Raw genomic sequence first — 11,789 nt, forward strand, 5'->3', positions numbered from 1 at the left:
AGCTTTTTTGTTGATTATTATTACAATATTTAATTGATAATGATTTTGAATTTAAAAATTTATATTTGTGGGAATTTAAAACAAAACCATGAAGAAATTACTACTTATTGGCCTGTTCGGTCTTGTATCACTCAATGCCCACGCTCAGGATCAGGATGAGACCGGAATCTACAACGGTGAAAAATACGGCTACATCATTGACAAATCCGGAAAGAAAATTGAAGGTGTTGTACATCTGCACGGCGGCTATTCAAGTCCGTGGCAAAATCAGTTAAAAGTAAAATTTGCAGCCATTGCTGATATTGACAAAGTAAAGAATAAGATAAAATTCAAAACCTACGACACAGACGATATCAAAGAATACATGTTATACGAAGGTGACACTCCAAGGGTTTTCAAGTCGGTAAAATACTCAAACATGAGAGAGGCTCTGAACAGCTCTGAAAGTTCAACAGGATTATCAGCCGGCTTTAAGGCGCTCAACAACCTATCCAGAACGGAACAGTTTGCTGAAGTAGTAGCAGAAGGTAAAATTACAGTTTATAAGCTTTATGGCTATCCTACGGCTCTTTCTGCAAACAGTACTCAGGCCATCACGCAGAGAGAAACAGACCGGTTAAGAGAGAATCCCAATTATATCTTTTCAAAGAAAGGAGGAAAAGCTGAAGAATTAACGCCCACAAAAGCCAAAATTATCCTGGCAGACTGCCCTTACGTAAAAGCAAAAATAACAAAGGGAGAATATGGTTCCCTGAAAAATGAAGAGAAAAAAAGAAGCGGTCTTGGAAAATTCATCCGGGATGAAATCAACAATTCAACGGTGGATAAACTTTCAATTATCAATGAAGTGATCTATGATTACAATGAGAACTGTAAATAGAATATACAAAAAGAGGTTTCCGGTTGGAAACCTCTTTTTATTTTTAAAACTGATACACAAAAGCATTGATATTCATCCCTGCTCCTACTGAAGCAAATAACACAATATCATTTTTTTTGATTTTATGATGTTCCAGTTCATCCTGCAAAATCATCGTCAGCAAAGAAGGAATCGTAGCCACACTGCTGTTACCTAATTTATGAATAACCATAGGCATGATATTTTCCGGAACCGGTTTTCCATACAGCTGATAAAACCTGTTCACGATGGCTTCGTCCATTTTTTCATTCGCCTGATGAATGATAATTTTATTGAGCTGATCAATAGAATATCCACTGTTGTCCAGACATTTTTTCATCGCATCCGGAACATTCACGAGAGCAAATTCATATATTTTACGACCATCCATCTTAATGTATCGGATATCCGGGCATCTTTCGTTGTTGTAAGATTTTCCAAAATACAGATAGTCTTTTTCTTCAAGGGTATAAGAAGCTGACAAATGGGATTTGATCCCGGCATCATCATCCTGATTTACTTCCAGAACAGCCGCCCCGGCACCGTCGGCATAGATCATACTGTCTCTGTCGTGGATATCTACCACACGGGAAAGTGTTTCTGCTCCAATAACCAGGCATCGCTTCGCTATACCGGATTTGATAAACGCGTGAGCCTGAATTACCCCTTCAATCCATCCCGGACATCCGAAAAGAACATCATAGGCCACACAGAAATTATTTCTGATTCCCAATACATGCTTCACCCTTGCAGCAAGGCTGGGCACCGTATCAGACTGAACCGTTCCGAAGCGAACATCCCCAAAATTATGGGCAAATATAATATAGTCCAATGTTTCAGGATCGATCCCTGCATTTTCTATGGCTGCACGCGCCGCAATGACGCCCAGATCTGAAGTGACCTGTGTACTATGTGCATATCTCCTTTCTTCAATACCTGTAATCTTTTTAAGCTTATCCGTAATGGAAGCGTTATTCTCCTTTAATAAAATCCCTTCTTCATTAAGAAAAATATGTTTATCAAAAAATAAATTGGTTATTGTTTCCGATGGGATATAATTTCCTACCCCGATTATTTTTGTCATCATTATAGTATCTGTTTCCTGTTTTTTGATTAAACGTCAGGAATAATTCATTAAATATAATGAATGAACGTAAATACTTCACAATATAGTATAGAATAAGAATGCATTGCATTATAAAAAGTTTAAGCAATAGCTGAAAAGTAATAAAAAAAAGAGGTCTCCCATCGGAAACCTCTTTACAAATATTTTAAAAACTGAAAATTATACTTTCATAATTTCAGCTTCTTTTGTCTTAAGATGCTCATCGCAAAGCTTAACATATTTATCAGTGTAAGCCTGGATTTCTTCTTCCACGCCTTTTACGACATCTTCAGAAACTCCTTCCAGTTTTTTAAGTTCTTTCAAACCGTCCTGTCTTGCATTTCTTACCGTTACTTTAGTGTTCTCAGTTTCCACTTTAGCCTGTTTTGCAAGCTCTTTTCTTCTTTCCTCTGTTAAAGGCGGAACATTAAGGATAATGTTTTCTCCGTTGTTAGAAGGTGCAAAACCTAAGTTGGAATTGATGATTGCTTTTTCAATCGCATTGATTGCCGTTCTGTCCCAAGGTTGAATAGAGATTGTCATTGCATCCGGAACAGAAACATTCGCAACCTGGTTGATAGGAGTCATTGCTCCGTAGTATTCTACCATTACATCCTGAACCATTGCCGTAGAAGCACGTCCTGCTCTAATTCTTTGAAATGCGTGATCCAGGTGCTTTACCGCTGCATCCATGTCCTGTTTTACAGATTCTAATATAAGATCTAATTCTTCCATTATTATAGTATAGTTTGATAAATTACACATCTATTAATCCATCTGAATATCAATCAATTAAAACTAAAAACGCTGTAAAAATCAGTGTTTCCCTACTATTTTAAATTCCTTTTTGCTATTCAGTGCTGCAAAAATAATGATTATTTCCATATTCTGGTAAGACTGCATTCTGTATTTTGTGAAAACGTTGATATTTTTGAATAGGACGCTGTATAAAATTATTTATTATTCGTCGTTACTTGTTTTCTGTTTTGTTTATGATGAATTTAAGTTGATCAATTATCTAGGTGATTTGTATCCTTTACATGCAAAATTAAATCCTCAAACATTTGATGTTTATTAAATTTCCTTAGTCAACAAAACAGGAATCAGAATAGTTTTTAAATCAAATAAAATGCATTAATAATACTACTTACTTAAAAAAAATATATTTAGTTAATACTTTTAAACTCTATAAAGTGCTTTATTTATGAAGAATATAGCTCTAATGCCTTCCAAGTTTCAAATCTCAAATTTTCATTTATTTTATTGCCTAATGCACTCGTAAAATCTTGGGTCTCAGTTTTAATACTTAACTGTGGAAATATTTTTTGTGCTTCATCGAGATCTTTAAAATTCATAACCCCTAAACCATCCTCTGTAATAATTCCATCTTTTACTCCGCATACTATGACTGGTAAATTCTTACACCATTCTTTTATATCAATAAATTTTCCATCCTCATAATCTAAAGTAATGATTTCTTTTGATAACGTTATTTCGTCAATTTTAAAACTAGTATCCAATCCTCCGGGAAATGAAAAATCAATAGTCATATACTGTTCCGTTGTATATCTCCGATAAACTGTAGAATACTCTAAATTGTACTCTAATTCATCTACTGTATCAAAATAAATATTATCATAACTGGTTACAAAATATTTGACAATGAAATCGAACTCTAATAACAACTCATAAGAAGAAGACTCTTGTTTTGCTTCTAAGATATCTTTTTGTAATAATTTACAATCTATCAAGAATACATCAGTGATTTCCTCTCCGTCAAATCCGTAAGAGTCGAATTCAATATCATTAAACTTTTCTAATATCTCCTTGTTAATAACTTCCCAGTTTCTCTCTATTTTTTTATCTGCAAATGCAACTTGATCTTTCAACTCATTATCTTTTCTAATAACTGTGTCAATTAAAGATACTAGATCTTCTTGGAGTATTAATAATGGAACATTATTTTTTAAGTGGTGATTGTAATTGCTTATATAGTTTTTCCAATCAGGATCTTTAGAAAGTAAGTAAGCTGAATTATTATTTTTTTTACACCAATGCTTAATTGACTCAAGTACAAACGCATCTGGAAATTCTTTTTTTTTACTTGTACTGAAAGGTGCTCTGATTTCTAAGTACATATTAAAAATATCTAATACATTTACTTTATCACTTGGTATTGTTACGACCCGATAACTTTCAAGAAATAGGTCAAAGTTTTTTTTTACTTCTTCAACTGCCCTTGAATAACTATACTCCTCTATAAACTTATTAAACGCTGGTACTGTCTTTAGATATTGAACTTCACTCACTGAAATTTTATCAATAGCTCCTTGAATCTTTTCTTCAATTTTTTTATTAACTTCTGCTATTGTTATATCTGTAAGATAAATTTTGACAGAATTGTCATCTACAAGCTTCTTTAACTTCTGTAAGGTTTTATTATTAAAATCTAATTTTATACTTACAAAATACTGAGTATCAATAATTAAGTTTCGTGACTGAAGTTCCATATCATTAATAAAATTACTGGCTTAATGTACCATTTTTAATTGTAAACCTAGTTAATTTTAGCAAAAAAAGTATTCTTAACTAAAGGAAAAAGAGTTATATTTGACTAAAAACAATCATGAATACATATTTTTTTAGAGCTGGAAATTTCGCAAACAATTATGGTAATGAAAATTATATAATAACTGAACATGATATTAAACAAATAGAAGCTATTGATACAGTAGCATTTCAACCAATACCATTATCAGAAAAATGGTTGATTAAACTAGGTTTTACAAAAATTGCTGCAGATTCGAATATAATTGCAAATTATTCTAAAGATGTCAACATTCAAGAAAAAATGCAAATTACTTTAAAAGAAGGTGAAATCAAAGAAATAAGCCTTTTTTCTGTTAATAATTTTGGCGATGAAAATTGGGATTCTATCACAAGTCAATCCATTTTTTTTACTGTACACTATCTACAAAACCTAATGTTAGACCATGCCAAACCTGGATATCCCTTTAAAAGATAAACTTATCCCCAATTAAGGTAGAGATGGCCGGAAGATTACAACTTGGTTATTTAGGTTATCAGACAATTAAAATCTTACTACAATGAATTACAATTAAGGGGCATTTTTGTACTCTTCAATATCATATTTTAATTGTTCAATATATTCTGGACTTTCTTTACGTAATTTTTCTAAAGATGCTAAAACATGTTCAGATATGTAAGGTATTGCATGTTCAGATATAGTGTAAGTCCAAAAAAGACCTCTTATCCCTCCTTGCCCTGAGCTAGAAGATTTGTAAATAATCAATTTATTTTCTAACGCAACAACATTAGGATTCATTGCTGGCAAGTTAATTGTCTTCCTACCTGTTCCCGCAATATATGCAATCAACATTTTTTCTGGATTTGTTAAACCAAACATTTCAAGTTGTACTTTTCTAACAAAAGCTTTATTTTGCCTATTTACATTGTACTTTCTAATAAAGTAAGAAACTAACGAAACAATTAAAAAAGCAAAACTTCCTAATAAAAATACACCTGAATACTGCCCATATTCTTTGTTAAACTTTGCAATTTTAAGATATTCAAGATACTGAACTGGAACAAGAGTCAAAACACAACTCACAATGAAAATGAGAAATATTAATTTCATAGGAATCTTGTCCCAGTCGAAAAATTTAAGAATAAATGCTTCCATAATTATTTAGTTTTTCCACAAATATAACAAAAAGCCTTCTCAAAGAGAAGGCTGTAGATTTAAATTCTTGAATGCCTAAGAGTAAATTTTTTGAACCTACTTCCATACACAAACTTTAGGTGATCACAGCATTCATATAAGAATTTGTTATCATCATCCCATTCATCTTCTGGGCCCAATTGTAAAAAACCATAGATTTTTCCACCTACATCTGAAACATGTAAATAATGTTTCGTTTCATTACCATTTTTAATGGTTCTATATATTATCATTTAAACAATTCCCCACTGTTATACGGGTACTATCTCTAATATAATGATTTTACTTTTGAACTACAACTAATTATAAAGTTTTTTATATTTTTTTTGCATGAACTGGCATCTCTTACTTGAGCTCCATATAGATTTGTCCGCTTATCTTTTCTTGAAAAAAGGATTTTTTTCTATTCTTTTTAAACAAAGAATCCGGGTACAAATACCTACCAAACATTTTGGTTATTTCTACTTAGTGTGATATCATTTTTTATAACGTCCTTTACTCTATTCTTTTAAACGAAACGTCGGCAGGTATTTTAAACGGAAAACTTGCCATAACAAACAGAAAGTTTTGGAGAAGACATTTTGCAGAAATGAACAATTATAAACTAATTTAAACCAATCACATCATGACAAATCCATCTTTAGATGCCTATCAACAAGTTTTTGGTATGGCAGGTCTTGCTAACCGTGCCGGAGGCTACAACGGTTTTGGTATCCAACTGCAGCAACAGCTTCAGTATGATTTATCCTATTATTTTAACAATGTTCCTCCGGTTAAAATAATGGATCAGAAAACACCTTCCATAGCTAATCCTTCAGCCGTATCGGAATTAGGAAACTGGGATCTGGTCTGGGGACCTGCCCTGATCGAAGAAAAAAATGAAAAAGGAGTTCCTACCGGAGTTGCAGATAATGCATTATATGTTGTTAAATCTGATGCTGTCGCATTTCCGGGAGGTCCTACATTGCCTACCTACGTTGTGGCTATTGCTGCCACTAATCCTTCCTCTCTTTACGATTGGGAAACAGAAGATTTTTCGGTAGCCGAAGTGGTCAACTGGACGACTTATAATCCTTCCAACTTTGCTCCATCAGCCTTTAACGGCATTGACCCTTATATTTCAAAAGGAACGGCTACCGGGGTCGGTATACTTCTGGGACTTATAAGTCCGGGTGATGCAGCCGCACCCAATACCACGCTTCAACAGTTTCTTGCCAGCTTAAGTCCGGATCCGGATACTGCCATCATATTCTGTGGACATAGCCTTGCCGGAGCATTATCTCCTACCCTTGCCCTTTATCTGAAAGAGAATAAGGATCTGGATGCCTTCGGAGTAACGCTTGTATATCCTACCGCCGGACCAACGCCAGGTGAGGCTGCATTTGCCAGCCTGTTCAACAGTAAATTCCCGCCATTACCTCCGGGATGGCAGCAACAGACAGGTACTTATCAAAGCTGGAATACCATGCACTGGAATGATCTGGACGTTGTTCCTCATGCATGGCCGGTATCGGAACTGGGGAAAATTGCAACGATTTATGGCCAGGCTCCTACCTATATGACGGCAGCCTTATTAAACGCTTTACAAAAGATGGCGATTGCTGATTCTTCAAATTCAGGAGCCAGTTATACAAGAATACAGAACCAATCGCTGCCAGGCCGGCTCCAACACTCAAGCGCCTCCTCGGTGAGCATCAAAACTCCTCCTGAGTCTTTGCAGGACTATATGCTGCAGCTATCCGTACAGCATGTGGGAATGTATAATGGCATTCCTGCGGAAGGATCCAATCCACAGGTAGAAGGACTTATTTTATCACAGCCATTACCAAAACCAGAGGTGAAGCTGGTACCGGGAGTAACTGCTGTCACGGAATTAGAGATGATTCTAAAAATAATCGATCAGATCATCGGATGGATTTCTTCCCGTTATGTTTTGGTTGAAAAGGAAAACGTCACACAAAATGCTGGTGTGGATAAATAATTCAGATTAGTGTTAAAATGAAAACACCTGTCACAATTACTGTAACAGGTGTTTTTATATTTTTTAGAACTTATATTGATTATAAATTAACCAAAGTACCTACATTTTCTCCGTCTACGATTTTTTCTAAATTTCCATCTTTGTTCATATCGAATACAATGATTGGCAATTTATTCTCGTGGCTCAAAGTAAAAGCAGTCATATCCATTACTTTAAGGTTTTTCTCAAATACTTCATCAAAAGATAATGAATTGTATTTTACAGCATTTGCATTCTTTTCAGGATCGCTGTCATAGATTCCGTCTACTCTTGTTCCTTTTAAGATTACATCAGCCCCGATTTCGATCGCTCTTAAGGTAGCCGCTGTATCAGTGGTAAAATAAGGATTTCCTGTTCCGGCTCCGAAGATCACTACTCTTCCTTTCTCAAGGTGTCTTACTGCTCTTCTTTTGATGAAAGGTTCAGCTACTTTATCCATTTCGATAGCCGACTGAAGTCTTGTTTTGATTCCTGCATCTTCTAATGCGCCCTGTAAAGCCATACCATTGATAACAGTAGCAAGCATTCCCATATAATCTCCCTGCACTCTGTCCATACCTTTTGCAGCTCCTGCTACCCCACGGAAGATATTTCCTCCTCCAATCACGATCGCTACTTCACAGCCTTTTTCAACTACCTTTTTGATCTCAGATGCATATTCCTGCAGTCTTTCGTTGTCAATACCGTATTGTCTGTTTCCCATTAAGGCCTCACCGCTCAGTTTCAGAAGGATTCTTTTATATTTCATCTTTTATTTTTAAGTAACTTTTTATTAGTACGGGTTTCCCCGGAATTTGATTTTGCAAATATAATCATTAATGATATTGATAAAAGAAAAATATTTAAATAGAAATAATGTAAGAAATATTTTGAAAAGTACGAAAAAGGATTATTTTTGCATTAATTATAAATTGAGTTGAAGAAAATTATCATTTTTTCATTATTTCTATCAGGAATTGTTTCTTATGCGCAAACGGGAACAAATGTCTATCCGTTCTTAAATGTACCTGTATCTGCAAGACAGGCTGCTTTGGGCGGAGATGCAATTTCGGTAAGAGATTATGATGTTTCCTTTGCTATTGCAAACCCTGCCCTTTTAAATAAAGATTCTGACAAACAGCTTTCTGTAAACGCAACGGCTTACCTTGCCGACTCGAAATACGGAACGATTGCTTATGCCAAAGACTTTGAAAATGGCCACATGGCTACCATCAATGCAAGGTATATGAGCTATGGAAGTATTCCGAGGACAGATGAAAGCGGTTTTGAAAACGGAGAATTTAAAGCTTCAGATGTAGCGATTGGCGCAGGCTATGCCTACCAGTTTGAGGAAGACTGGACGATTGGTGGAGGGCTTAATTTCATTACCTCAAAAATTGACAACTATACTTCTTCCGCCATCTCAGGAACAGCGGGAATTACCTATCATAATAAAAAGAATAAAGAAGTACTATCACTTGTGATGAGAAATTTTGGTTTCCAGCTGAAATCCTTTAACGGAACAAGAGAGAATCTTCCGTTCAGGGTTGATCTGGGATATACCAAAATCATCAAGAATTTTCCTCTTGCCATCACCATTACCGCACATGATCTTCAGAAGTTTGATATTTCCTCAGAAGAAAACCTGGACGGGCAAAAAGTGGGTGCCGGCAGAAAGATCGCAGACCACTTTTCTTTGGGAGCAGAATTGTTTCCGGAAAAGAATTTCAATATTAGACTGGGATATAATGTAAAAAGAGGAAATGAACTGGCTGTTGCAGATCAAAGAAACTTCTCGGGACTTTCTGCTGGATTTGGAGTTAAGGTTTCCAGATTCCGTATTGATTATGCCCACGTGAGATATCACAACTCTTCGAACGTCAATCAGATAGGAATTTCCATGGACCTTTCCAGCCACAGAGGAGAATAATCTTCCTGGCCGGAAATTTCTTAATTATTCTGAAATTTTCTTACTTCTTCTTGATTTTCTAAAAAAAATCTTGAAATTTGCAGTATGAAAAAACCTGTAATTGCTATCGATGGGTACTCGTCTACCGGAAAAAGTTCTATCTCAAAAATCATTGCTGATCAACTGGGACTTATTCATATGGATACAGGAGCACTTTACAGAGGAGTTACCTGGTATGCTTTGCAGCATTGTCTGAATGAAAACGGTGAGATTGATCTGAATACATTGTTCTCTTCTTTTAATCAGATCAAACTTGAATTTAAAAATAACGACGGCACCCTTATTCTTTTCCTGAATGACACAGATATCTCTACGGAAATCCGTACCAATATCGTATCTGATAATGTGAGCCTTGTTGCCAAGCAAAAAGAGGTGAGAGATTTCCTCCTGCAGTCACAGCGCACTTTGGCAGAAAAAGGTGGCGTTATTATGGACGGGCGTGACATTGGGACAGTAGTTCTGCCAAATGCAGACTATAAATTCTTTCTTACTGCCAGTATTGATGAAAGAACCAACAGAAGGTTTCTGGAACTGAAAGGACTGGGAATTGAGGCGGATAAGGAACAGGTAAAGCAAAACCTTATAGAACGCGATAAAATCGATAGTGAGCGTGAAATAGCCCCATTGAAGCAGGCTGACGATGCTATTGTTATTGATAATTCGACACTCACCAAAGAAGAAACCATACAGCTTATTTTATCTCACATCAAAAAGATTTAACAATTTTTAATAGGCTTCAAGCCTCCTTTGGTATACAAATTGTAAGTTTTATTACTGTAAAAACTAATCTATTATTAATTATTAAAAAACTTAAAATGTCTAGAAAAGGAAATAATACAGCAGGTATATTGGCAGGACTTCTTGCAGGTGCTGCGGCAGGTGTAATCTTAGGAATGTTATACGCACCGGAAGAAGGTAAAGAAACCAGAAAAAAAATTAAAACGAAGGCAAATGATCTTAAAGATCAGGCAAAGAACAAATACGGTGAGGTTTCTGAAAAGGTGAAAGACCAGTACAGCAATATTTCTTCTACTTTCAAGGAAACAGCTAACAGCGTAGCACATACAGTGAAAGACGGATATGACAAATACAAAGATCAGATTGTTTCTAAAACTGCAGATTTGGCAAAAGATGTAGAAGCGGAACTGAATGATCTGAAAAAATAAGTAATTTATCTTTTTTAAGTAAATTACAGAAAGGAACTTTTGTGCGAAAGTTCCTTTTTTTGTAACTTTAAAAAAAAACAATGATAGAAACTATTAAAGAATACGCCTCCAAGAGAATAGATCTTCTGAAAATTGAAGCGACTGAAAAGTCGTCACTTTCTGCCGGGCTCATTACTTACTTTGTAGTACTGCTTGTTGCTTTTGCTTTTTTTATTATCCTTTTCAACTTTGGAATCGCTTTCCTTATCGGAAAAGCACTGGATAATTATTCCTATGGATTCTTAATTGTGGCTGCATTTTATGCGCTGGTAATGGCGTTTGTAGTTGCCTTCAAAACTAAAATTGTGAATACTGTTGCAGATCAGGTTATTAAATTTTTAAATCATTAAACTATGGGCAGAAAATACGAGAGCATAGAAGAATTAAGAAGAAAGAAAAAACTGCTTCAGGGTGAAATAAGTGATCTGGAAAATCTTCTTACCTTCAAAAATACAAAAGAAAGCTTAAGTGCATTTACCAATGGTTTAAGTGATCAGTATCTTCAGGAAAAGATTGATGAAGACGGTGATGAAAAAGTAGTTTTAAGAAAAGATGTCATTGCCAAACAGCTTACTTCAGAAGTAAAAGATCTTCTGATCAGCAAAAATACAGCTGTAGGTATTGCGAGCTCTGCTTTCAAAGGAGGAAACCTTACAGACGGGCTTGTAAAACTAGGGGTTACTGCTATCGTAGGGAACTATGCCAAAAAGAATATGAAAAGTTCCAACTGGAAGAAAAAACTGATTGGTGCAGCATTGATTTACCTTGCTCCTATTGCTCTGAAATATGTCAGAAAAAAGATGGAGGTTTATCAGAAAAATAAAAGTGTTTCAAGTATGGAGCAATTGATATAAAAATCAGATATCAGAAA

General features: G+C 35.2%; 13 protein-coding genes. 8 read left to right on the top strand and 5 right to left on the bottom strand.

Annotation, left to right across the window (positions count from 1 at the left end; translation table 11 throughout):
* Positions 1–88 precede the first annotated feature (88 nt).
* Positions 89–880, top strand: coding sequence for a hypothetical protein (locus tag KBP46_RS04490; protein ID WP_216444750.1), 792 nt, complete (start codon positions 89–91; stop codon positions 878–880).
* Between the two features lie 43 nt (positions 881–923).
* On the opposite strand, the gene KBP46_RS04495 is transcribed toward KBP46_RS04490, so the two are convergent.
* From KBP46_RS04495 to KBP46_RS04505, 3 genes are all read right to left on the bottom strand, one after another.
* On the bottom strand, positions 924–1,985 hold the full coding sequence (locus KBP46_RS04495) for a 3-oxoacyl-ACP synthase III family protein (RefSeq protein WP_216444751.1): 1,062 nt from the start codon (positions 1,983–1,985) through the stop codon (positions 924–926).
* A gap of 198 nt (positions 1,986–2,183) precedes the next feature.
* Positions 2,184–2,738 carry a ribosome recycling factor gene (gene frr, locus KBP46_RS04500; protein WP_142722488.1) on the bottom strand — a complete coding sequence of 185 codons (555 nt, stop codon included), beginning with the start codon at positions 2,736–2,738 and terminating at the stop codon, positions 2,184–2,186.
* A 467-nt stretch (positions 2,739–3,205) separates the two neighbouring features.
* Positions 3,206–4,513 (bottom strand): PIN domain-containing protein, encoded by a 1,308-nt coding sequence (locus KBP46_RS04505; RefSeq protein ID WP_216444752.1) that lies wholly within the window; start codon positions 4,511–4,513, stop codon positions 3,206–3,208.
* Between the two features lie 116 nt (positions 4,514–4,629).
* Here KBP46_RS04505 and KBP46_RS04510 point away from each other — a divergent pair, with 116 nt between their 5' ends.
* Complete coding sequence (locus tag KBP46_RS04510) at positions 4,630–5,028, top strand: hypothetical protein (protein WP_216444753.1); 399 nt, start codon at positions 4,630–4,632, stop codon at positions 5,026–5,028.
* A gap of 93 nt (positions 5,029–5,121) precedes the next feature.
* Here the strand turns inward: KBP46_RS04510 and KBP46_RS04515 are convergent, their stop codons facing one another.
* Positions 5,122–5,706: a super-infection exclusion protein B gene (locus KBP46_RS04515; RefSeq protein WP_216444754.1), complete on the bottom strand. Its 585-nt coding sequence runs from the start codon at positions 5,704–5,706 to the stop codon at positions 5,122–5,124.
* 664 nt (positions 5,707–6,370) lie between these two features.
* On the opposite strand from KBP46_RS04515, the gene KBP46_RS04520 reads away from it, so the two are divergent.
* On the top strand, positions 6,371–7,726 hold the full coding sequence (locus tag KBP46_RS04520; RefSeq protein WP_216444755.1) for a lipase family protein: 1,356 nt from the start codon (positions 6,371–6,373) through the stop codon (positions 7,724–7,726).
* A gap of 79 nt (positions 7,727–7,805) precedes the next feature.
* Here KBP46_RS04520 and pyrH read toward each other — a convergent pair whose 3' ends face one another.
* Positions 7,806–8,513, bottom strand: a complete 708-nt coding sequence (gene pyrH, locus KBP46_RS04525; RefSeq protein WP_062670071.1) for a UMP kinase — start codon at positions 8,511–8,513, stop codon at positions 7,806–7,808.
* A 168-nt stretch (positions 8,514–8,681) separates the two neighbouring features.
* Between pyrH and porQ the strand changes: the two genes are divergently transcribed.
* The 5 genes from porQ to KBP46_RS04550 all read left to right on the top strand — a co-directional run bounded on the left by porQ (position 8,682) and on the right by KBP46_RS04550 (position 11,772).
* On the top strand, positions 8,682–9,674 hold the full coding sequence (gene porQ, locus KBP46_RS04530) for a type IX secretion system protein PorQ (protein WP_062670073.1): 993 nt from the start codon (positions 8,682–8,684) through the stop codon (positions 9,672–9,674).
* An 84-nt stretch (positions 9,675–9,758) separates the two neighbouring features.
* Entirely contained in the window at positions 9,759–10,433 is a 675-nt protein-coding gene (gene cmk / locus KBP46_RS04535) for a (d)CMP kinase (RefSeq protein WP_123278360.1), read from the top strand.
* Between the two features lie 95 nt (positions 10,434–10,528).
* Positions 10,529–10,879 (top strand): YtxH domain-containing protein, encoded by a 351-nt coding sequence (locus tag KBP46_RS04540; RefSeq protein WP_047431084.1) that lies wholly within the window; start codon positions 10,529–10,531, stop codon positions 10,877–10,879.
* Between the two features lie 80 nt (positions 10,880–10,959).
* The gene (locus KBP46_RS04545) at positions 10,960–11,268 is read left to right on the top strand and encodes a phage holin family protein (RefSeq protein ID WP_034694332.1); all 309 of its coding nucleotides are present in this window, start codon (positions 10,960–10,962) and stop codon (positions 11,266–11,268) included.
* A gap of 3 nt (positions 11,269–11,271) precedes the next feature.
* Positions 11,272–11,772 carry a hypothetical protein gene (locus tag KBP46_RS04550; protein ID WP_062670076.1) on the top strand — a complete coding sequence of 167 codons (501 nt, stop codon included), beginning with the start codon at positions 11,272–11,274 and terminating at the stop codon, positions 11,770–11,772.
* The last annotated feature ends 17 nt before the right edge of the window (positions 11,773–11,789 follow it).

Origin of the sequence: Chryseobacterium sp. PCH239 (genome assembly GCF_018924625.1) — a bacterium.
Classification (GTDB): Bacteria; Bacteroidota; Bacteroidia; order Flavobacteriales; family Weeksellaceae; genus Chryseobacterium; species Chryseobacterium cucumeris.

Bases quoted from the DNA above. Each gene is read 5' to 3' on its own strand.
- KBP46_RS04490 (WP_216444750.1), top strand. From the start codon at position 89: ATGAAGAAATTACTACTTATTGGCCTGTTCGGTCTTGTATCACTCAAT.
- KBP46_RS04495 (WP_216444751.1), bottom strand. From the start codon at position 1,985: ATGATGACAAAAATAATCGGGGTAGGAAATTATATCCCATCGGAAACA.
- frr (WP_142722488.1), bottom strand. From the start codon at position 2,738: ATGGAAGAATTAGATCTTATATTAGAATCTGTAAAACAGGACATGGAT.
- KBP46_RS04505 (WP_216444752.1), bottom strand. From the start codon at position 4,513: ATGGAACTTCAGTCACGAAACTTAATTATTGATACTCAGTATTTTGTA.
- KBP46_RS04510 (WP_216444753.1), top strand. From the start codon at position 4,630: ATGAATACATATTTTTTTAGAGCTGGAAATTTCGCAAACAATTATGGT.
- KBP46_RS04515 (WP_216444754.1), bottom strand. From the start codon at position 5,706: ATGGAAGCATTTATTCTTAAATTTTTCGACTGGGACAAGATTCCTATG.
- KBP46_RS04520 (WP_216444755.1), top strand. From the start codon at position 6,371: ATGACAAATCCATCTTTAGATGCCTATCAACAAGTTTTTGGTATGGCA.
- pyrH (WP_062670071.1), bottom strand. From the start codon at position 8,513: ATGAAATATAAAAGAATCCTTCTGAAACTGAGCGGTGAGGCCTTAATG.
- cmk (WP_123278360.1), top strand. From the start codon at position 9,759: ATGAAAAAACCTGTAATTGCTATCGATGGGTACTCGTCTACCGGAAAA.
- KBP46_RS04540 (WP_047431084.1), top strand. From the start codon at position 10,529: ATGTCTAGAAAAGGAAATAATACAGCAGGTATATTGGCAGGACTTCTT.
- KBP46_RS04545 (WP_034694332.1), top strand. From the start codon at position 10,960: ATGATAGAAACTATTAAAGAATACGCCTCCAAGAGAATAGATCTTCTG.
- KBP46_RS04550 (WP_062670076.1), top strand. From the start codon at position 11,272: ATGGGCAGAAAATACGAGAGCATAGAAGAATTAAGAAGAAAGAAAAAA.